Below are 20,957 nucleotides of genomic sequence, written 5' to 3'. Positions count from 1 at the left end.
AGAGCAGCTTTTTATATGGGAAGTAGATTTTTTATAGATTACATAGGGCTAAGGTTGTATATGTTCAATGATGCTATGTGTAGCTACCTTAATATTGGTTAAACTTGTTGCTAAGTTTAGACGCACAAAGGTGGCGTAGCTTTCACCACCAAACCATTCGCCAAAGCTAGGGGCAATGCGGCATTGGTTTTCAAATACATCGTGCATATGGTCAGCCATTACGTAGGCGCCAAAATCTATCCATGCCAAATAGGTGCCATTCATAGGGCTAATGCGTAGCTTAGGAAGGGCAGATAGTAGCTCACGACATAGATAGTCGTAGTTTTCACGAATGACTGTGAGTGCAGCGTTGAGCCAAGTCTCGGCTTCTGGATGGGTGTAGGCCGCCGTGATAGCCGTTTCTGCGATAACGTCCGAGTCTGTATGGTATACAAGTGCTTTATATGCATTGTATTGGCTCCGTAATTCATCGTTAGGGACGATGACCTCCGCATGGTGTAGACTGGCCATATTGAACGATTTTGATACAGAGGACATGGTTATCATATTATCCGCATAGGCTCCGTTAGATACGGATAAGGCTGACCTAAATGGAATAGGGCCTGTGATAAGGTCTTGATGAATCTCGTCGCTGATGATGAGTACATCGTGGCGTTTACAGATGCTAAATAATTGGGCCATTTCTGCTTCGGTCCATACGTGACCTACTGGATTATGCGGATTACAGTGAATAAATAGCTTCACATCTCGTTGTATGATGGTGGATTCGAATGCGTCGTAATCAACAGTGTATCGATTGTCCGTGGTACGCCTCATAGCTATTGGAACAATATGGCGCTGTGCATCGCTAGTGCTCGTATCAAAGGCACCGTATACAGGACTTAGAACGGCAATGGCATCATTTGGTTTTGTGAAAGCCCCAATACTCCACATAATGCCTGTAATGACATTTGGAGCGCTGGTGAGCCAGTCCTTAGACAAATTACAATTATGGCGACATTTGTACCAATTGATGACCGCATCTAAGTAATTAGGATTTGTCATGGTATAGCCTAAAGGCATTGTTTTCACATAGTTTGCAATCGCCTCTTGTAGGCATGGTGGCGTCATGAAATCCATGTCTGCCACCCACAGTGGTAATAGGTCGGTGCGACTAAATTTTAAGTGCTCACCATCCCACTTGCGGGAATGCGTACCGCGTCGGTTTATATAGTATGTTTTGGTAAAGTCTGTTGTGTTCATGGTAATACCTCATTTGTTGTATTGTATGTATGTATTATAGCAATAAATGTATATAAAATAAGCATATTGTAGCTCAGCTTCTTGACGGAGTTCGCTTTCACAATTTAAAATGTACTATAGAATAGTGTGTGTCTCACCAGTGACCACACTCATATCGAATGGTTACAAATGATAAATTCTTGGCCGTATATAGTGGGCGATGTTCATATGTGAGTTTGCTTCATCGAACTATGCCGCTATATGGAAAGGCTAATATAAGTATAGTACTGGATCCTGTTAAGGAGGCATGTGCCATGAGTAATGAATTGAAACCCCTTCACTTTGATGCGGATTACACGATGGAGGAGGCGCTCGCTGAGGCGAAACGCTGTCTAAACTGTCCAAAACCTTTGTGCCGTATGGGCTGTCCTATTGAAAACGAAATTCCTCGTTTTATCCAAGCCATCGCGCACGGTAACTTTGGTTTAGCCAACGATATCTTGGCGGAACGTACAAACTTGCCAGCTATCTGTGGTCGCGTGTGCCCTCGTGAAAATCAATGCGAAGGTAACTGTATCATGAATAAGGCTAAGAAACCGCCTATCAACATCGGCAAATTGGAACGTTTTGCTGCTGATTTTGAAAGCATCAATGAATTGCGCAAACCTAAGAAAATTAAACAAGATCTTGGCAGAGTAGCTGTTGTTGGTTCTGGCCCTGCGGGCTTATCCGTTGCAGGTGACGTAGCGAAACTAGGTTATGATGTAACCGTATTTGAAGGTCAATCCGAACCAGGTGGCGTATTATTATTCGGTATCCCAGAATTCCGTTTGTCTAAATCCGTTGTACGTCGTGAAATCGCTCGTCTTAAAGGTTTAGGTGTTAAATTCGTATGTAATACATTTATCGGTCAAGACAAATCTCTAGATGATTTATTCGCCGAAGGATTTGATACTATCTTCATCGGTACTGGTACGCATATTCCTCAAGAAGTACGCATGGAAAATGATCAAATTACAGGCGTATTCCAAGCGATGTACCTCTTAACTAATGTACAACTTGTAGAGAATGGCGAACTTGAAAAAAATGCGATTCCTGTGAAAAAAGGGGACCGCGTTGTTATCATCGGCGGCGGTAACGTAGCGATGGATGCGGCTCGTACATGTGTACGTTTAGGCTGTGAATCTGTCACTGTAGCATACCGTCGTAGCCAAGAGCAAATGCCTGCATTATTATCCGAATACGAAGAAGCTCGTGCTGAAGGCGTTCAATTCCAATGGTTCGCATCTCCAGTGGGCGTAGAAGGTACAGATAAGGTAGAAGGCTTTAAATACGAAGTGATGGCTCTTAATGAAGATGGTGCTGGTATCCATGGTACAGGTAAATACCAAGTTATGCCTGTAGATAAAATCATCATCGCTGCTGGTCATAAACCTAATGCACGCCTTGTTGGTGAAGGCAATAACCTCCGTGTTGATGAAAAAGGTTATATTCTTACATCCGAAGAACCGTACGGCATGACGAGCCGTGAAGGCGTATTCGCCGGTGGCGACGTAGTGCATAAACCAGCCACTGTAGTACTTGCTATGCGCGAAGCTAAAAAAGCCGTTGATGGCATGGTTAAATACATGGAAATCAAACGTGCTATGACCATTGCAGAAGCGAATAAATAAGAAAATAATGTACAAGAATATACTTGTATGAGTGTATGTTTATGCGACCATAACATAATATGAATAATAATCCCTTGTGATATGAATGTATTGCAAGGGATTTGTTTTTATATGTCATCACTAATCAAGTTATTGTGGTCCCCTATAAAAATTTGCCGTATGTTGAGGTCAAAGATTTGCTATTGTTGTGAGTGGAAGGTGAGATTTCTATGACGTTTGACATCGTATGTAGTGAAGCACAGTCAGAAAAGGCTATCCAACACTTAGGCGTTCTCATTCTATTATGGCGCCGGCATTTTCAGATGACTCAACAAGAATTAGCAAGACGAACTGGATTACTGCAGTCTTATATCAGTGGATTGGAGAAGGGGAATGTTGATCCTCGTATGTCCACACTGTGTAGAGTAATCAGTGGCTTTGAAAATATGACACTTGATACCTTTTTCGCGGGACCTAATGTGGGGTTTATTGATTTTCACGCCATAGAACACAGACATATGGAATTTCATTGATGCGTATCTTGGAGGACTAATCTAGATATTACTATTGATATACTACAAAGAAACGGGGCACATATTACAGAGTGCCCCGTTTCTTTATTTAAAATCCTAAATCCTCATTGATGATAATAACCTCCATGGTTTGCATGTTGCGCATTTTCTTGTAATAAATCGTTAAGGCGTTACAAATCCTGTCAGGCGAACCACAGTCATAGCATTTTTCTTCTAGCTTGGCACAAGGATTGAGGGAACTTTTTTTATTTTTTTTGCTGTTCAGAGGTGCCGCCACATTGCGTGCTCGGTAAATAGCCGAGGCTAAGTCAGGCGTAATTTTGTTACGTCCCAGTACGAAAAAGACCTCTTGCGATCCAAATAGAGAGGCTGCTACACGATTACCGGTGCCATCGATATTGACCATTTCACCCGTTTGAGCCAAGGCGTTAACAGATGTGAGGAATACTTCGCGGCCCATGGTGCGTAATGCGGTGTCCCGGAAACTTTCACCAGGTAAAGGTCGCTGTATATCTGTTATGTCCTTGTTGACCTCGGATAAGGCATCATGAACCTTGAGCTCCATTAGAGTGCGGGAATCGCCAATGGCTACGCTCTTATCTTGAATACGAGATTGTAAATAATTGACAGCTTCAACGCCTGTTTCGAAATAGTTGACCACAAATTTATTGCGCTCCAAAGCCTTGATGGTTTTCTCTATATCAATAGGAGTATCGTTGAGTTGAGGATTGATAACTGCGTTGATTGTTGTTTCTGTATTGGCCATGAGTCCTCCTAATAATATATTAGTAGAAATCTTTCTGCTGCTATTGTAGCAAGAATGATTGAGTTAGATAGTTTTATTAATACTATTGTATCGTTTATATGGATGGCATTCAATATAATGAAATCCAAAATGATTGTTAAAAATTAGAAAAGTTGGAATGGATTTCAACTTTCAACAAAAAGGAATAGAATTAGGAATGATAGGCTAACAAATAAATTTTACTTTTATCAATAGGTTGAATTTGCTATAATAATAGTATTGATATGGCATAATGCCAATGTTAAGGAGGCAAAAATCGTGGATTTAATTCAAAAATTAAAAGACCAAGTAAAACCATTAGGTAAAAAAATCGTGTTGCCAGAGTACCAAGACGAACGCGTTTTGGTAGCTACTGAAACTATTTTAAAAGAAGGTTTCTGCACACCTGTATTAGTAGGTAATCCTGCTGAAATCGCTGAAGCTGCTAAAGCTGCTGGCGTATCCGTCGAAGGTGCTGAAATCATCGATCCAGCTAACTACGCTCGTTACCAAGAAATGGTTGATACATTCGTAGAATTGCGCGCTAAAAAAGGTATGACTCCTGAAAAAGCTGACGCAACTATGAAAGGCGACTGCTTATTCTTCGGCGCTATGCTTGTTCGTCTTGGCGCAGTAGACGGCATGGTTGCTGGTTCCGCAACTCCAACTGCATCCGTATTGCGTGCTGCATTACAAGTTGTAGGTACTAAACCAGGCCTTAAAACTGTATCTTCCACAATGATTATGTTCACAAATAAAAAAGAATATGGTGATGATGGCGTACTCATCTTCTCCGACTGTGGCGTATTGCCTAACCCAACTAGCGAACAATTAGCTGATATTGCAGAATCCACTGTAGAAAAAGCTCGCAAAATTGTTGGTATGGCTGATCCTCGCGTATCCATGTTGTCCTTCTCCACTAAAGGTTCCGCTTCCACTCCAGAAGTAGACAAAGTAGTAGAAGCTGTTAACATTTTGAAAGAACGTAATGTAGACTTCAAATTCGACGGCGAATTACAATTGGACGCTTCCATCGTTCCTTCCGTAGCAGAAAAGAAAGCTCCTGGCTCTCATGTGGCTGGTAAAGCTAACATTTTGATCTTCCCTGATCTTCAATCTGCTAACATTGGTTACAAATTAGTTCAACGTTTCGCTGGCGCTGACGCTATTGGTCCATTGATTCAAGGTTTGGCTAAACCTATCCATGACCTTTCTCGTGGCTGCTCTGCTCAAGACGTTGTAGACGTTGCGGCTATCGCTGCTGTTGAAAGTATCTAATTTCAACTTCATTTGATACGTTTCAATGACATATTAAAAAGCTGATTCTTCGGAATCAGCTTTTTTGTTTAGGCAAATGGCTTCAAATAGTGTATTATTAAATTATCTAGAATAATACTAATCTTGATGTATTATTTATGACACATGGCATTAATATCTGCAAATGATGTTGTACTTTAAAGCGTAAAAGGAGAGAACTATGATTTCTGTATTCGACACACATCCCGTTGTTTTTGAAAGCAATGATCGTACTTTAATAATTAGTTACAATGGTGTGCTCTGTAAAGATGCTAATGGTACGGTTATAACTGATATTGATTTTGAAGATGTAAATGAGCTATATCTTACAAGATATCTAAATTCAAATAGTAACTATACGATTATGTTTAGAGACCATAATTGGAAAAATATAGAAGGCCAAGATTTAGATACGGACCGCACAGAATCTAATACTGGTCACAACATTCGTGAAACAAAAGCAATTATTGCTGCCTTTGCTCGCCATAAATTGACAGCGGAATTCCCTGCAAATTTAGATACCCTTCAATTGCCACTTGATTACTCCTACATGGGGAAACGAGAAATCACCATTAAAAATGGTGTTATCTCAAATGGTAAGATTGATATCCCTATTAATGAAATTCGCCGCGTAATATGTGCATCTAATGGTACAATTAGTAAATTGTTAGTCTATAAAGAAGAAAAACCTAGTTCCTTCTTCAAAAAGATTTTCGACAAATGTGATATGAAAATCACCTTGAATGCCATTACGTTGCCTTTATTAGAAGCTATCGTAACTCGTAACACAGGTCATGGTATCGACTTCAGTCGTGGTAACTGGTTTGATCAAAAGGATTCTAACTATATCATCATTCGCTACCTTGACTCTGGGTTCTTCCTTGAAAAAGACGGTACGGCACCTACAGAATGGCAGAAAACAGCTGCTGAAACAACCGCTAAATTTAACTATGATGTGAAAACATTATTGGGATAACATCTGATAAAATCCGCTAACATAGAAACTTTTGTTCAGGAACTATGTAGCGTAAAAGACTGTATTACTAATATAGTAAATATGAAATAAGATACCGAAAGAACCGCTAGTTTTTACTAGCGGTTCTTTCGTGTATAGAGAATCAGTGTTGAATACTAATTGAAAAATTTTCAAAAAGCTTTGTACCATAAAAAAAGATACTATAAAAGGCTTGCAATACGATAAATTTGTGATATGATTTGAACTACATTAGAAAGAACTATTTCTAATCTTGAAATGGAAATAGTAGTATAGCTATACATAGTCGAGCTTAACTATAGAGGTTTAGCTTTGTTATAACGAGCTACTTAAGCTATATAGAGAAGGAGAATTACAATGGCAGAGCAACTCGTAAATATTCATGATTTAGTGGGCCGCTGTCCTTTTGCAACGAGTCAAAAGTTATTAGCTGGCAAGTGGTCTTTATTGATCATGCACGAATTAGCCGAAGGGCCTGTGCGTTTCCGAGAATTAGAGCGCCGCTTACATCCAATTACACAAGCAACACTAACAAGAGCCTTGCGCCAATTAGAGGATGATGGCCTCGTACACCGTGAAGTATACGGTACTATTCCACCAAAGGTTGAATATAGCCTTACCGAAGTGGGGGCTGGATTTAAAACAGTTCTTGCATCCCTTGAAACTTGGGGTAACCAATATATTGACTATATGAAAGCCGCTGGCCGCATGTAAGAAATGTCAGCGGTATTTCTTATCCTTGTTCCAAAAATCAATTCGTATTCTTCATTATACCTAAATTTTCTAATGTACTAAGTGTAGGAAGGCCCTGTTTTCAAAAAACGACTTTGGCCCTGTCCCATAGGGACAGACCCGGCCGGTGGAGGCTTTTTGGAAATAGGGCCTTCCTTTACACAAACGTATATAGAAAAATATGGTATAATAAATAATACGAATGATATAAATTCTCATTAAGCGAGAGGTATTGATAATTATGTTAGATGTAACTTTTCTTGCACACAGTGGCTTCCTCGTAGATGATGGTAAGCGTTGCTATGTGTTTGATTATTATAAAGATCCTAATAATATTGTTTGGCAACTGGCTAAGCGTGGTCGTGAGCTGTGGTTCTTTGTGAGTCATACTCACGGAGATCATTTTAATCCGTCTATTACAGAATTTGATGGCCCTCAAACGCGCTATATTTGCCATCAAGATGTGCCATTAGAAGGTAAGGTTCGCAAGTGTATTACCATGCGTCCTGGTCAAGATGCCACATTAGATGATGTAGGTATCCATATGTATGGCAGCACCGATGAAGGTGGTTCCTTCTATGTGAAAACGGATACAGCAAATATCGACTCTGACTCTATCTTCCATGCCGGTGATCTCAACTGGTGGCACTGGCTTGGCGATACGCCAGAGAACAATGCAGACGCAAAGCGAATGGCTTGGCGTGAGTTTAAGGAACTAGAGGGCTTGTCTGTAGATGTGGCCATGTTCCCTGTAGATAATCGTCTCGAAGACGCTATGGAGTGGGGCAGTATTGAATTTTTACGCCGTGTAGAGGTGAAGAAAGCATTTATTCCAATGCATCTAAATGGTCCACTATGGACTCCATCTGTGTATTTTAACGCTCTCTTTGGGGATATTCCTGTATGGGAACCTCAAAGAGAAGGGGATGAATGCACCTTTTAAATATACTTTCACAATGTGTAGTATGTGAAAGTTCGTGGCCCACGTGGTCACTACGTTATATGGGGAGAGTCTATATACGTAATTTAGCAAGTTAGGATCAAGTGATGATGAAAACTAAACCAATGGCAACATTATTATTAGTTGTCATGGCGATTATATTCTTAATTTCATATCCCCAACGACACGATATGTTTTGGGCTTTTGTGATGCACATCTCAGGGGCTGCTATGATTGGTGGTCTTGCAGACTGGTATGCGGTAACGGCACTCTTTACTAAGCCTTTAGGTATTCCTTTTAAGACAGCTATCTTGCCACGTAGCAAGGAGCGACTTATTCAAATGGGACGTACCATGCTTAGCGAGGAATTACTTCGTGTGCCACAAATGTACTATGCCATCAAAAAAGAGCGCGTTATGGTCCGTATCATTGAATACGGCATGAGTGATATTGGGCAAAAACAGATTAAAGATCTTTTATATGGTGTTGGTAATCAAGTATTATCCCATATGGATATTGAACCAATGCGTAAAGAGATTAACAAGGCTGTTTATAAAGGTATATCTAATTGGAAGGCAACGCCTCTTGTTATCTTATTTGGTCGTTGTATGTTAGAACGCCATACTGCTAGTGTGTTCTGGCTCTATTTTAATCGTACTTGTCAGCGTGTTATTGCATCTAATCAGGTATATCCGTACTTGTATCGCGTTATGCTAGACATTATGAAAACCTATACGAAGGACTCTTTCTTCCGTGAGCTGGCTATTGCCTTTGGTGGTGATGGGCTTTCACCAGAACGATTGGTGGAAACGGTACAGAAAAAAGCCGTTCAATTTCTCAAGGAAAACGAATCCATCGATTCTGCGCTAGGTCGCTACGTATGGGGGCAAGCGATTCGATTCTTTAATAATCTGGAAACAAACAAGGAATGGCAAGCCTTTATTGAAGAGCATAAAGATCAATGGGTTAAAATGGTTCTTGAAGAATGGGAAGGAAAGCTCATCGATGGCGACACACTCGATTGGGCACGTCTCATGGATATTTTGATTGACCGTTTTAATGTTCTTGGCAATGAAATTCTTCTAAATCCTGATAAGCAGGCGCCATTTGAACGATTCTTCTTGTTGCGCAGCATTCCGTGGTTACAAAAATTGAATCCTCTTATCGACAGTGTGGTGGGACAAGAATTGTCTCGTTATTCGCCGGATGAGATTACCCAAATTGTACGTGGAAAAATGTATTATGATTTACAAATGGTCCGTATTAATGGATCCCTTGTAGGGGCCGTTTTGGGCGGTCTATTCTATGGCCTTACGACCCTTGTTAAGGGGGTGATTGGATGATTCGCTACTTTAAATCACTTACCTTGAAGCAACGAGCTAATGGTATTTTAGGCCTGATGGCGGTGCTCTATTGCTTCGTCTTTATCGGTCAGTTTTTCTTTGATAGTGAAAGCTGGTACCAACCGTTATATTGGGCGGTGCAATCTGCACTCATCGGCAGTGTAGCGGACTGGTTCGCTGTGACTGCACTGTTTCGTAAGCCTCTAGGATTTCCCTATCATACGGCGCTGATTCCACGTAATAAAGACCGCCTTATTAATGGTGTTATTAAGCTTGTAGAAACGAAGATGCTTACTAAAGAGCGTTGCCAAGTGCTTTTGAATAAGGTGGAATTTGTACCTTTATTTGAAAAGTTTTTACTATCTCCAGAAGGGCAACGGGCAGCACGCCTCGTCATTCATCAAGGTTTGCATTTGCTGTGGAAATCTCAAAGTAATGAGGAATGGGCTCAATGGGGAGCGAAACGTATACGAGCATTACTTGAAAAACATTCGCTAGTACCTGTGTTAAAACATGTATTGCTCGATTTATGTGAGCATAATCGCTACGAAGGTATGGTTGTACAGGTATTGAATGTAATTCAAGAACGGATTAATCATCCCGCTATGGTCACTTGGTTGACTGCTGTTGTAGCCGAAGAAGCGCACAAGAAAAAAAGAAAAGGCTTTTGGTCGGATTTTCTTATTTCTATGTCCGAAGCTACAGATGTTGTTAATTACCATGAAATGGCAGAGGCCATTGTTCAAGAGTCCTACGCTATGCTTGAAAATTGGAAGCGTCCTAATAGTCCGGAACGGACTGCGTGGCTTCGCCAATGGGTCGATCCTATTCGCCATATTGAGGAGAATCATGAAGTTTGTGGAGCTCTCGATGAGGCTTGGGAACGATGGATTCGAGAACAGGATTGGGAATCTATCATTGAAAACCATTTATGCCCTTATGTAGAGGAATTGCTGCTCGTAGGAGATGAAAATGGTGAAACGCCAGCTCAAGTCCTCGTCAATATTGCCCTTGAACTCTGGGCTGTGTATGGACAATCAGAAGACCTTCGAAACCGTATTGAAGTCACATTACACGATATTGCACGATACGTATTAGAACAAGGCTATGACCTCATTGAAACTATCATACGCCAAGTGTTAGGTGGCCTTAGTACAGATAAATTTATTTACTTTATCGAGTCTAAGGTGGAGGATGATCTGAGTTGGATTCGTATTAATGGTGCTATCGTGGGCGCTGTAGCAGGTCTTGTTACCTGGATTTTCTTGGAATATGTGTATACGCCATTTATAGGGGCTTTCATTTAATATACATTAGCATTTCGTAGTATTTCGAAGCTCATAACATATTACGTAAAAAACACCCTTCTAAATAACAAGTTACTCTCGCGTATGAGGAATAACCTTATCTAGAAGGGTGTTATATTTTTGTTATATTAAATTATTATTCCATATCTTCTGTATCGGATAGTGGTAGTTTGATGATAAATGTAGTAAATACACCTAACTCACTTTTAGCCGTGATTGTACCATGATGCAAATGCACAACCTTATCTACGAAATAAAGGCCGAGGCCAATACCGTGATTAGATTTTTTATTGCGTGATTGCTCTGTTTGGTACATCCGATTAAATATCTGAGACAGATTGTCTGCTTCGATACCAATACCATTGTCGGTTACTTCGATGACCAAGTATAACTCGTTGCGTTTGGCGGTTATATCTATAGTGGATTTTGTAAATTTAATGGCGTTATCGATGAGATTTGTTATAGCGCGACGCAGTGATACTTCGTGTCCTGTAACAACTAAATCGTTATCGATAGAGGAGTTAATGACAATGTTTTTCTCTGTACATAAACGGGTGTAATCGTGGACTAGGTTTTTTAACATAGTACTTACGTCTACAGGGGCCACATTCATTTCATAGTTATTTTCTAATCGCGCCACATCTAATAATTGCGACACAAGAGAGGACATGAATTTAGTTTGCTCTAAAATATGAACAAGACCTTCCTTCATTTCTTCCGGTGTTCGCGCGTATTTAATGGCATATTCGCTTTCAGCTTGAATGACTGCAATAGGCGTACGTAATTCGTGGGATACGTCCGAACTAAATTGCTTTTCCCGATTGGATGAATCCTCGAGACCTGATAACATACGGTTAAATGTGGTGGTTAATTCATAGACCTCATCTCTTGCGATATCCGGTAATTCAATACGACGACTAAGGTCGTTATTTTTACCGATAACCTTTGCCGTATGTGTTAATTTACGCAAAGGTTTGAGGCCTTTTTTGATGAATATATAACCGCCGATTGAAGATATGAGTAAAGCGACGATAATAAGCAATAATAAAGTGTAAATCGTGCTACCATTTTGATCGGTGATTTTTTGGCTCGTAATGGCACGCAAAAATCCCCGATAATTTGGTGCATTAATTGGCACATCGTAATAGTAGAAGGTCATGCCATTGGCTTGAATTTCGCCGACCTGTCCAAGGGATAAATTAGACTGATTTGGGAATCCATCTGGCAGATACCCTTTCGTAATCAAGCCGTCCTGCGTGTAAACAAGATAAAATGTTCCGTCTTCGTAGGGCTTGAACTTGCGGATATCCGTTGACATCATAAGCGTTTGTTGTTGTAGACGTTCTCGGATTTCCGTATTATGTGCCGTACCTATATAGTTGTAGTAAAAAATGGACATGAAAATTAAGAGGATACTCAATAATAATGTGTACCATAGCATAATTTTCAAAGTCAAAGGCATACGATTCCATAGGTGCTTAAAAGCACCTGACATAGAATTAAGGTCGTGACCTTGGTCCTTAGTTTTCAGTTTTGAGGACATATCCTACTCCACGAACGGTTTGAATTAATTTCACATTTTCATCCGTGTCAATCTTTTTACGTAGATCCTTAATATATACATCAATTAGATTAGAGTAGCTTTCATAATCGTATTCCCAAACATGATCAAGAATTTGTTGACGGGATAATACGATGTTTTCATTACTTGCTAAATAATACAATAAATCAAATTCTTTAGCTGTTAATGTAATAGCTTCGCCGTCGCGTTTTACTGTACGTTGAGGTACATTGATAGTTAAAGGACCAACCTTAATATCATTTTGTGCATGGCGCGCATTACGACGTGCCAACGCATAAATACGAGCTGTTAACTCTTCAAGGTCGAAAGGTTTTACTAGATAATCATCAGCACCAGTATTTAGGCCTGTCACCTTATCTTGCAAGGAATCTTTCGCAGTTAACAATAAAACAGGTGTTGTATTGCCTTCGTTACGAATTTGTGCCAGTGCACTGATACCATCTAATACAGGCATCATGATATCCATAACAATTACGTCATAGCTAGATGTATTCACATAATCGATAGCTTGTTGACCGTTGAAACATGTATCAACAGTCATATTTTCTGCACGTAAATATTTGGCCGTAATACCATTTAGCATTTCTTCGTCTTCTACAAGTAAAATCTTCATATGTTTGTTCTCCTTATGTATGATTAAATTATATAACTCTCTCTTAATATTATCTAATCACTAATCAGTTTCCGTTATGTGAAAGTTACAACACGTTAGTGATTAAAATAATATTAACATATATAAGTTATATTATATAACTATTTTATCTATTATCATACCTTATACAAGTGGAATGAGTGAAAAATGAATGTAATAAGTAGTATTTTATAGGTTTATTCAGCGTTGAGGTGAATTTATCCATATTTTATCTAGCTTTCGTAGTGTTCTACGATGGGAAGTATATCGAAGATTGCCGTTTGTGCATAGTTGAGGCTGATTTTACGAAATTTGAAAGGTGTAAAGAAAATCACAATAAAAACTTATGATAATAATTATCAAAAGAAAAAACTATACTAGAATCGAGATGTTTTGATATGTATAAGCGTTTTAAATCCTATGTGGTTTTAGTAGGAATTTAAAAATTTTGATGTTATAAAATGGACTTATTGGATTGATACACGTAGCAAAACATTGTGTTTAGTTGGTGTATTTGAGGTGCTTATATAGGAAAAAATTCGGAACCGAATTGATATAAATGATATACATAAAAGTAAATAGAATTACATTCCTAGATAATCAGATTGTTCACAATATTTCACTAAAAATATGAATTGATATAGAATATCAATTAGATTCATTGAAATTAATTATGCATAATAAGGTTTAGACATACGGTGAAATGCTCTCTATAATTATATGTAAAGCTATAAGAGAAATCGCACATGTGTGAGGTTTTCTCTTTAAGGAAAAATGATTAGGTTATCAAAAATTTTTATAAGGTTTTTGAATCTAGATAGTCTAAGAAATTTTCTTTTTATAGGTAGTTATGAGGAGGTCATTATGGAACAGTTTGATGTTCTAGTAGTAGGTAGCGGTGGCGCTGGTCAACGCGCGGCTCTTGAAGTAGGTCGTCGTAAAGGCTTAACTGTAGCACTTATTACTAAAATTTTCCCAACTCGCTCTGCAACAGCAATGGCGCAAGGCGGTGTAAATGCTTGTTTGAATAACGTAGCAGCTGAAGACACAATCGAAACACATACTTTCGACACAGTAAAAGGTTCTGACTATCTTGGCGACCAAGATGCGATCGAATTCTTCTGCTCTCGTTGTCCAGAAGGCGTACTTGAAATGGACCACATGGGTGCTCCATTCTCCCGTACAGAACAAAACAAAATTGCGCAACGTAACTTCGGTGGTCAATCCTATCCACGTACTTGCTACTCTGCGGATAAAACTGGTCACGTTATTTTGCACACTACTTACGAACAATGCTTGAAAGAAGGCGTACACTTCTTGCAAGAATGGTACCTTTTAGATCTTGTTAAAGACGCAAACGGTCACGTTGGTGGCGCAGTTGTGTGGAACATGAAAGAAGGTAAAGTAGAACAAATTAAAGCGAAAGCTATCATCTTGTCCACTGGTGGTGCAGGTCGTATTTTCTGGACTCGTACTACAAACCCATTCCTTTCCACAGGCGATGGCATGGCAGCAGCTTTCCGTGCTGGTAACGGCTTGAAAGATATGGAAATGATCCAATTCCATCCAACTGGTCTTGGTCGTACCGGTATCTTGATGTCCGAAGCGGTTCGTGGTGAAGGTGGTTACCTTCTTAACTCTGAAGGCGAACGTTTCATGAAAAACTATGCGCCTAACAAAATGGAATTGGCATCCCGTGACGTTGTAGCGAAAGCAATCGAAGATGAAATCGCTGCAGGTCGTGGTTTCGGTTCTGGTCTTAACGCATACGTAGTAGCTGACCTTCGTCACTTAGGTCCTGAAGTTATCATTGAAAAACTTCATGGTATCCGTGACTTGGCTATGTGTTTCGAACATTGTGATCCATTAGTACAACCAGTACCTATCCGTCCTACTTGTCACTATACAATGGGCGGTATCGACGTAGTGGACTACAAAACTTGTGCATGTGAATTGCCTGGTTTGTTCTCCTCCGGCGAAGCTTCTTGTATCTCCATCCATGGTGCTAACCGCTTAGGTGGTAACTCCTTGGCTGACGGCGTAGTATTCGGTAAAGTATCTGGTGCTGGTGCAGCTGACTATGCTGAAACACATGAACAACCAAACGTAGATGCAGAATTGGCTGCAGCTGCTAAAGCTTGGGAAGAAAAATTCACTGAAGTAACAACTCGTGAAGGCGGTCGTCCTGTAGTTGAAATCCGCGATGCATTGGCTGATGCAATGTGGAATAAAGTAGGTATCTTCCGTAACGAAGATGGCATTACTGAAGCATTAAAAGAAATCGAACAATTGATTGAAGATTACAAAACTTGTTATGTAGGTGACCCTGAACGTACTTACAACATGGCATTCGTAAACTACTGTGAAATCGGTTCCATGTTAACAGTAGCGAAAGCTATTGCTATGGGCGCTTTACACCGTCGTGAATCTCGTGGTGCTCATATCCGTGAAGACCATCCAAAACGTAATGATGAAAGATACTTAAAACACTCTTTGATCAAATTGGGTGCTAACGGCGAGTACGAATTGACTGAACGCGACGTAGTGTTCACTAAATACGAACCACAAGAAAGGAAGTACTAAGATGAGACAAATCACCTACCATATCCACCGTTACCAACAAGGTCGCGCGTTTGTACAGACTTTCAAATTTGACTATGAAGCTGACCGTACAATTCTTTGGGGCCTTCAAAAAATTAAAGATACTCAAGATCCAACGTTAACATTCTTGGCAGCTTGCCGTTCCGCAGTTTGCGGCGCTTGCTCCATTCGCGTAAATGGCGAAGCAATGCTTGGTTGCGAAGCTAAAATTGACGAATTAACAGAACGTTATGGTACTGATGAATTGACAATTGCACCAATCGGCAACTTCCGCGTTATCCGCGACTTAGTTGTTGACTGGGAAGCAAAAGTTGATCGTTTGAAAACAGTTGCTCCTTGGATTTTCCTTAAAGCAGAATTCAACGAAGGTGACAAAATCGTTCGCCAAACTCCAGCTGACTTCAAAAAATTCGTTGCTGGTACAGAATGTATCCTTTGTGGTTGCTGCGCATCTGAATGTAACAAATTGACTGCACGTCAAGATGACTTCTTAGAACCATATGTATTTACAAAAGCTAACCGTTTCGTATTGGATAGCCGTGATGATGCACCTATGGCTCACATTCAACCTGCATTCGACAACGGTCTTTGGAAATGCGTTCACTGCATGAACTGTATCTCCCGTTGTCCTAAACACTTAAAACCTGCTCAAGATATTTCCAACTTGCGTAAAGAAGCTACAAAAGCTGGTCTTACTAACAGCAAAGGCGTTCGCCATGCAGTTGCTTTCAAAGACGATCTCTACAAAACTGGTCGCTTGAAAGAAGTTTCTATGAGCTTGAAATCTGATGGTGTTGTTGATTCCGCTAAACAAGCATTCTATGCTTTACGTTTGTGGAAACACAGCAAAATCAATCCATTCGAACTTGTAGTACCTCAAAAACCTGTAAATGGTATTGATGGTGTTCGCAGACTTATGAAAGCAGCTGAGGAGGTAAGCAAATAATGAAATACGCATTTTTCCCAGGTTGCGTTCTTGAAAGCGCTGCCAAAGAAGACTACTTAGCAACAGTTGCTGTAGCTAAAAAATTAGGCATCGAGTTGGAAGAGCTTGACGGCTGGACTTGCTGCGGCGCGTCCCACGTTCAAGACATCGCTCCAGAAATTACATTGGCTACTAATGCTCGTAACATTGCATTAGCAGAAGAAAAAGGTTTGAACCTTTTAACTGTATGTAACACTTGTACTTTGATGCTTCGTGAAGCAAAAAATGAACTTGATGCTAACGAAAAAGAAAAGAACGAAGTTAATAAAAAATTAGCTCAAATCGGTAAACAATACCGCGGCACAACTGATATCACTCATTTCTTATGGGTATTGATTCGCGATTACGGTTTGGACAAATTGAAAGCTAAAGTTGTTAAACCTTTAACTGGTTTACGTGTAGCTGAATACTATGGCTGCCATATTCTTCGTCCTCAAACTGAAATGGGCTTCGAAGACTATCAAATGCCTACATCCTTAGCAGAATTGATTTCCGCTATCGGTGCTACACCAATCGACTTCTCCCGTAAACTTGATTGCTGCGGTTTCCATGCTGTATACCCTGCACATGATTCCGTAATGCAAATGACTGGCTCCATTAACAAAGATGCAGCTACAGAAGGCGCAGATTGCGTAGTAACTCCTTGCCCACTTTGCCAAATGCAACTTGATATGTTCCAAAAAGAAGCTAAAGAAGTTGTTGGCGGTGGCAAAGATATGCCAATCTTGCACATGTCCCAATTAGTGGGTCTTGCTCTTGGCATTTCCCCTGAAGAAATGGGCATGCCTAAACGTCACTTAACTGACACTGCAGCAGTGACAAAATTCGTAGGTTAATTCGTTTGATTTAGACATAGCCTAAGTTGGCTCAATGAAGATCTAAATCCAAACCTATTATCATAATTACCGTAAAGACCCCCTGGCCTTGGCTAGGGGGTCTTTATTTGATGATTCACAGCTTTTATTATATAATAGATAAATAAATATTGAAGACATAAGGGGGTCTCATGAAAGAAGCCTTATTAGATTATATTGATCATAAGTTGAATCAAGAAGATATGGGCCGTGTATTTCCAATTACTTTTCAGGGAAAAGAGTATTTTGTGAAACGTGATATTAGTAATCATCGGTCATCATGGGTAAAGCCATCACCTCGTGCGGCTTTTGATCACGAATTTTATATGATGAACTTTGTTCGTACTCAATTGCCTTTAGCACCTGAAATCATAGGTTTTAGAGAGCATTATTTTGTTACGCCTAATTATGGGAAAAACTTAACGTATTATGGGCATTTGCCACAGGAGCATCCTGAAGACTCTTCTCTAGAGGATCTGGCTATCCATGTGTTTTACGCCTTTGGTAAAGCTCTTGGTATGCTCCATGATTATGGTATGGCTCATGGCCGTCCAGCGCTAAGAGATATCGTGTATAATCCGGATACAGATGACGTTATGCTATTAGATTGGGAGAATGCACGACGTTGGTATGAATTTACGCCTGCAGGATGGGATCTGTTGATTTTTATTCACAGTTTTATCCGTGAAGGCGATTTGCCACAGTCCTATCTCTATGCAGCTATGAATGGCTATAGCACTGCTAGATGTGCACGAGAAACCGTACTTCATGTGAAAGAAGTGTTACATAAACATGACAATCTATTTAAATTTTGTCGATTATTGGAACCATTTCATTTTGTAGATACAGAAGCAGCTGTAAAATCATTTGATTTTATACAAGGACTAAAAATTGAATAACTGTGTATGACTAGTTGATTCTTGCAAAACCAGAATACTAAGGATGCCGCAAATGGCCCTCCCGTATGGTGAGGGTCATTTTATTATGGTAAAATAGATTGTATACATGGTGATATTTTTACCAGCATTAGTTAGCATTAAAAAATCATAAATCCGGTATAGGGGAGTTATGACGAGGTATAATAAGTGGAATATATTATTTCGTTTATGGAAACGTATGGCTATGCAGCCATGTTTATTGCGATGGTTCTAGAGAATGCGAATATACCGATTCCTAGTGAAATTGTGCTTGGATTTGCAGGGTATTTGATTGCTCAAGGTATATTTGATTTACATACGACTATGGTTGTAGGTACTTTAGCAGGGATTGTAGGCTCTATCTTATCCTACTGGATGGGTGAGTATGGCGGACGTCCTTTGTTGTTGAAATACGGTAAATACATATTCTTTAATGAACATAAATTTGAACTAGCTGAGAAAATGTTTAATAAATACGGTGGTGCCGCCGTGTTCTTTGGTCGTTTATTGCCAGGTGTTCGTACATTCATTTCCTTCCCAGCTGGTATGGCTCGTTATCCGATGTCACATTTTGTGGTTTGGACTGTATTAGGTACGATTCCTTGGACGATTTTATTGGTGTATTTAGGTAAAGTTCTCGGTGAAAACTGGAAAGATCTTATTGAATATAATCATGAGTTCTTAATTATTATGGTTGCTGTATTTGCAATTATTGCGGCTGTAATTGGCTATAAATATTACAAAAATCGACGTAAATCATAAGGAGATTGTAATGAAAATATCTCGCTTAACATTTGTGTTGTTTGTTTTCTGGTTGGCGTTTTTTATGGTCGCTAATAATGTGCTACCTGTAACTGATCCAGTAGAATCGAATTATGCATTAACCGCTAAAGAGATGGTGTTGTCTGGAGATTGGTTATCGCCGCAAATTTATGGGACCTATTGGTATGATAAGCCAATTATGATTTATTGGCTTATCGCTTTGGCATTTAAAGTGTTTGGATTTGCTGACTGGGTTGTACGTTTGCCAAGTGCCATATTCGGAGCTTTATCAGTGGCTACAATGTTCCAAGCTATGCGGTCCCTAAGTGGCCGTTGGCTCGTAGGTTTAGTAGGGTCGTCAATTCTTGGTACATCACTTATGTTCTGGGCCGTTGCACATGGCGTTATTACCGACATGGTATTGCTGTATACGTCCTTGATGGTGATGGTATTTGCCTATGATGGGTTAAATAATAACTCTAGTAAATCTATGATTGTAGCCTATGTGTTCTCTGCGTTAGGCGTTCTTACAAAGGGACCAGTGGCACTTGTATTGCCAGGGCTTATTCTTCTCGTTTATGTAGCGCTGTATCGCTCTAAACAAATGTTGCTGCGCCTCTTTGATTGGAAAGGTATTCTCGCATTTTTAATCGTTGCATTACCATGGTACCTCTATATGTATAGTACCCATGGTCAAGATTTTGTAAATGGATTTTTAGGGCTTCACAATGTAACGCGTGCTACTCAGTCTGAGCATCCCGAGGATAATGTGTGGTGGTATTACATCGCTATATTTCTGGGGGCGTCCTTACCATGGACGGGTGCAGTTATTTATGGCATTATAGCTGGATTTAAGTTGCGTCATAAGGGCTATGTATATAGCTTGTGCTGGGGGATTGGAACGGTTTTGTTCTATTCTTTGATGGCCACAAAATATCCTCTTTATACATTTATAAGTCTTGTGCCATTTAGTGCACTCGGTACATTGGGGGTTTTGAAAGCGTTACGTCCAGGGCGTTCACGCTATGTGCCTTGGATCATCATAGGCCCTACACTTTTATTGTGGGTGGCGTATGTGGTTGCATCTTTCTTTACTCCATGGGGGTACTATGGCTTGTTATATGTGTTTGCCGGTGTATCTGTATTGGGATTGTTATGGTTCTGGTGGAGCAAACAGCGTTATCGCCTCATAAGCGTTGTTGTTATCGGTACTATGTTAATTTCTTCTGTCGTTGTTGTAGAAGGGCTGGTACCGCTTATAAAACAACGTAGTTCGGTTAATATACTTCCTGTTGTGGAAAAATATAATGGGAATGTGTATTACTATAATGGTTATAGTACCTCTGTTGTGTATTATACCGGTCATAAGGTTATCCGGATTAAGGGTGATAGCAGTCGCTGGGACGACAAGGATAAATTGAAACAACGCAGTGCTGAATGGGATAAGAAATATCTTATGGAACAAGTGTCTGAAGAAGACTTCGTTAAATGCGTAGCGGAGGGCAAGCAACTCATGCTTGTTGTTCCAAAAGGTGAAAGAAAACACTTTAGACAATCCGCTATTGCACCATATGTGGGTGAGTATAGTGAAACTGATACTGCTGAGATTTATATTTTAAATAAGCGACAATCTTATATTGCAGAGTAAAATGTATTTGTTATAAATAATATCTTTGCTTGTGAAAGTAGCACCAACTGCTAGATGCAGTTGGTGCTTTTTGTATCCTAAAAGTTTACAAGTTTTTACTATAAAAATAAAACCTATAATATTGATATGTTTTATTGACAGAGTAAAAACATATTGATATAGTGGGTAATATAAT

Annotated in this window: 18 protein-coding genes; 14 read left to right on the top strand and 4 right to left on the bottom strand. The window is 39.8% G+C overall.

Annotated elements, in window-relative coordinates; translation table 11 throughout:
• Window positions 1-48: 48 nt before the first annotated feature.
• Complete coding sequence (locus tag VTHSUH11_RS05010) at window positions 49-1,242, bottom strand: MalY/PatB family protein (RefSeq protein WP_105092846.1); 1,194 nt, start codon at window positions 1,240-1,242, stop codon at window positions 49-51.
• A gap of 293 nt (window positions 1,243-1,535) precedes the next feature.
• Here VTHSUH11_RS05010 and VTHSUH11_RS05005 point away from each other — a divergent pair, with 293 nt between their 5' ends.
• Window positions 1,536-2,894 (top strand): NAD(P)-dependent oxidoreductase, encoded by a 1,359-nt coding sequence (locus VTHSUH11_RS05005; protein WP_105092845.1) that lies wholly within the window; start codon window positions 1,536-1,538, stop codon window positions 2,892-2,894.
• A gap of 209 nt (window positions 2,895-3,103) precedes the next feature.
• Window positions 3,104-3,406 carry a helix-turn-helix domain-containing protein gene (locus VTHSUH11_RS05000; protein ID WP_105092844.1) on the top strand — a complete coding sequence of 101 codons (303 nt, stop codon included), beginning with the start codon at window positions 3,104-3,106 and terminating at the stop codon, window positions 3,404-3,406.
• Window positions 3,407-3,494: 88 nt separating this feature from the next.
• Here the strand turns inward: VTHSUH11_RS05000 and VTHSUH11_RS04995 are convergent, their stop codons facing one another.
• Window positions 3,495-4,172, bottom strand: coding sequence for a lactate utilization protein (locus VTHSUH11_RS04995; protein ID WP_105092843.1), 678 nt, complete (start codon window positions 4,170-4,172; stop codon window positions 3,495-3,497).
• A 297-nt stretch (window positions 4,173-4,469) separates the two neighbouring features.
• Between VTHSUH11_RS04995 and pta the strand changes: the two genes are divergently transcribed.
• The 6 genes from pta to VTHSUH11_RS04965 all read left to right on the top strand — a co-directional run bounded on the left by pta (window position 4,470) and on the right by VTHSUH11_RS04965 (window position 10,802).
• Entirely contained in the window at window positions 4,470-5,468 is a 999-nt protein-coding gene (pta, locus tag VTHSUH11_RS04990) for a phosphate acetyltransferase (protein ID WP_105092842.1), read from the top strand.
• A 199-nt stretch (window positions 5,469-5,667) separates the two neighbouring features.
• Window positions 5,668-6,462: an HAD family hydrolase gene (locus tag VTHSUH11_RS04985; RefSeq protein WP_105092841.1), complete on the top strand. Its 795-nt coding sequence runs from the start codon at window positions 5,668-5,670 to the stop codon at window positions 6,460-6,462.
• A 375-nt stretch (window positions 6,463-6,837) separates the two neighbouring features.
• Window positions 6,838-7,194: a winged helix-turn-helix transcriptional regulator gene (locus tag VTHSUH11_RS04980; RefSeq protein ID WP_105092840.1), complete on the top strand. Its 357-nt coding sequence runs from the start codon at window positions 6,838-6,840 to the stop codon at window positions 7,192-7,194.
• 259 nt (window positions 7,195-7,453) lie between these two features.
• Complete coding sequence (locus tag VTHSUH11_RS04975; protein ID WP_059364274.1) at window positions 7,454-8,155, top strand: MBL fold metallo-hydrolase; 702 nt, start codon at window positions 7,454-7,456, stop codon at window positions 8,153-8,155.
• Window positions 8,156-8,259: 104 nt separating this feature from the next.
• Window positions 8,260-9,495, top strand: a complete 1,236-nt coding sequence (locus VTHSUH11_RS04970) for a DUF445 family protein (protein ID WP_105092839.1) — start codon at window positions 8,260-8,262, stop codon at window positions 9,493-9,495.
• Window positions 9,492-10,802: a DUF445 domain-containing protein gene (locus tag VTHSUH11_RS04965; RefSeq protein ID WP_059364269.1), complete on the top strand. Its 1,311-nt coding sequence runs from the start codon at window positions 9,492-9,494 to the stop codon at window positions 10,800-10,802. The genes VTHSUH11_RS04970 and VTHSUH11_RS04965 overlap by 4 nt, the downstream gene beginning before the upstream one ends.
• Window positions 10,803-10,938: 136 nt before the next feature.
• On the opposite strand, the gene VTHSUH11_RS04960 is transcribed toward VTHSUH11_RS04965, so the two are convergent.
• Both VTHSUH11_RS04960 and VTHSUH11_RS04955 read right to left on the bottom strand, forming a co-directional pair.
• Window positions 10,939-12,345, bottom strand: coding sequence for a sensor histidine kinase (locus VTHSUH11_RS04960; protein WP_105092838.1), 1,407 nt, complete (start codon window positions 12,343-12,345; stop codon window positions 10,939-10,941).
• Window positions 12,323-12,997: a response regulator transcription factor gene (locus VTHSUH11_RS04955; RefSeq protein WP_059364265.1), complete on the bottom strand. Its 675-nt coding sequence runs from the start codon at window positions 12,995-12,997 to the stop codon at window positions 12,323-12,325. The genes VTHSUH11_RS04960 and VTHSUH11_RS04955 overlap by 23 nt, the downstream gene beginning before the upstream one ends.
• Window positions 12,998-13,879: 882 nt before the next feature.
• Between VTHSUH11_RS04955 and VTHSUH11_RS04950 the strand changes: the two genes are divergently transcribed.
• From VTHSUH11_RS04950 to VTHSUH11_RS04925, 6 genes are all read left to right on the top strand, one after another.
• Window positions 13,880-15,598, top strand: a complete 1,719-nt coding sequence (locus tag VTHSUH11_RS04950) for an FAD-binding protein (RefSeq protein WP_105092837.1) — start codon at window positions 13,880-13,882, stop codon at window positions 15,596-15,598.
• A 1-nt stretch (window position 15,599) separates the two neighbouring features.
• Window positions 15,600-16,562 (top strand): succinate dehydrogenase/fumarate reductase iron-sulfur subunit, encoded by a 963-nt coding sequence (locus VTHSUH11_RS04945; RefSeq protein WP_005385096.1) that lies wholly within the window; start codon window positions 15,600-15,602, stop codon window positions 16,560-16,562.
• Window positions 16,562-17,437, top strand: coding sequence for a CoB--CoM heterodisulfide reductase iron-sulfur subunit B family protein (locus tag VTHSUH11_RS04940; protein WP_059364259.1), 876 nt, complete (start codon window positions 16,562-16,564; stop codon window positions 17,435-17,437). The genes VTHSUH11_RS04945 and VTHSUH11_RS04940 overlap by 1 nt, the downstream gene beginning before the upstream one ends.
• A 170-nt stretch (window positions 17,438-17,607) precedes the next feature.
• Complete coding sequence (locus VTHSUH11_RS04935) at window positions 17,608-18,354, top strand: BUD32 family EKC/KEOPS complex subunit (protein WP_105092836.1); 747 nt, start codon at window positions 17,608-17,610, stop codon at window positions 18,352-18,354.
• 186 nt (window positions 18,355-18,540) lie between these two features.
• Window positions 18,541-19,134 (top strand): DedA family protein, encoded by a 594-nt coding sequence (locus VTHSUH11_RS04930; RefSeq protein WP_105092835.1) that lies wholly within the window; start codon window positions 18,541-18,543, stop codon window positions 19,132-19,134.
• Between the two features lie 10 nt (window positions 19,135-19,144).
• Window positions 19,145-20,782 carry an ArnT family glycosyltransferase gene (locus VTHSUH11_RS04925; RefSeq protein WP_105092834.1) on the top strand — a complete coding sequence of 546 codons (1,638 nt, stop codon included), beginning with the start codon at window positions 19,145-19,147 and terminating at the stop codon, window positions 20,780-20,782.
• Window positions 20,783-20,957: the final 175 nt, after the last annotated feature.

The organism is Veillonella tobetsuensis (assembly GCF_002959935.1).
Taxonomy (GTDB): domain Bacteria; phylum Bacillota; class Negativicutes; order Veillonellales; family Veillonellaceae; genus Veillonella; species Veillonella tobetsuensis.
This window is presented reverse-complemented; position numbering and strand designations above follow the sequence as displayed.

Excerpts from the sequence above, each read along its gene's own strand:
- VTHSUH11_RS04960 (WP_105092838.1), bottom strand. The coding sequence starts at position 12,345 with ATGTCCTCAAAACTGAAAACTAAGGACCAAGGTCACGACCTTAATTCT.
- VTHSUH11_RS05010 (WP_105092846.1), bottom strand. The coding sequence starts at position 1,242 with ATGAACACAACAGACTTTACCAAAACATACTATATAAACCGACGCGGT.
- VTHSUH11_RS05000 (WP_105092844.1), top strand. The coding sequence starts at position 3,104 with ATGACGTTTGACATCGTATGTAGTGAAGCACAGTCAGAAAAGGCTATC.
- VTHSUH11_RS04935 (WP_105092836.1), top strand. The coding sequence starts at position 17,608 with ATGAAAGAAGCCTTATTAGATTATATTGATCATAAGTTGAATCAAGAA.
- VTHSUH11_RS04925 (WP_105092834.1), top strand. The coding sequence starts at position 19,145 with ATGAAAATATCTCGCTTAACATTTGTGTTGTTTGTTTTCTGGTTGGCG.
- VTHSUH11_RS05005 (WP_105092845.1), top strand. The coding sequence starts at position 1,536 with ATGAGTAATGAATTGAAACCCCTTCACTTTGATGCGGATTACACGATG.
- VTHSUH11_RS04955 (WP_059364265.1), bottom strand. The coding sequence starts at position 12,997 with ATGAAGATTTTACTTGTAGAAGACGAAGAAATGCTAAATGGTATTACG.
- VTHSUH11_RS04985 (WP_105092841.1), top strand. The coding sequence starts at position 5,668 with ATGATTTCTGTATTCGACACACATCCCGTTGTTTTTGAAAGCAATGAT.
- VTHSUH11_RS04950 (WP_105092837.1), top strand. The coding sequence starts at position 13,880 with ATGGAACAGTTTGATGTTCTAGTAGTAGGTAGCGGTGGCGCTGGTCAA.
- VTHSUH11_RS04945 (WP_005385096.1), top strand. The coding sequence starts at position 15,600 with ATGAGACAAATCACCTACCATATCCACCGTTACCAACAAGGTCGCGCG.
- VTHSUH11_RS04970 (WP_105092839.1), top strand. The coding sequence starts at position 8,260 with ATGATGAAAACTAAACCAATGGCAACATTATTATTAGTTGTCATGGCG.
- VTHSUH11_RS04965 (WP_059364269.1), top strand. The coding sequence starts at position 9,492 with ATGATTCGCTACTTTAAATCACTTACCTTGAAGCAACGAGCTAATGGT.
- VTHSUH11_RS04980 (WP_105092840.1), top strand. The coding sequence starts at position 6,838 with ATGGCAGAGCAACTCGTAAATATTCATGATTTAGTGGGCCGCTGTCCT.
- VTHSUH11_RS04995 (WP_105092843.1), bottom strand. The coding sequence starts at position 4,172 with ATGGCCAATACAGAAACAACAATCAACGCAGTTATCAATCCTCAACTC.
- VTHSUH11_RS04975 (WP_059364274.1), top strand. The coding sequence starts at position 7,454 with ATGTTAGATGTAACTTTTCTTGCACACAGTGGCTTCCTCGTAGATGAT.
- VTHSUH11_RS04940 (WP_059364259.1), top strand. The coding sequence starts at position 16,562 with ATGAAATACGCATTTTTCCCAGGTTGCGTTCTTGAAAGCGCTGCCAAA.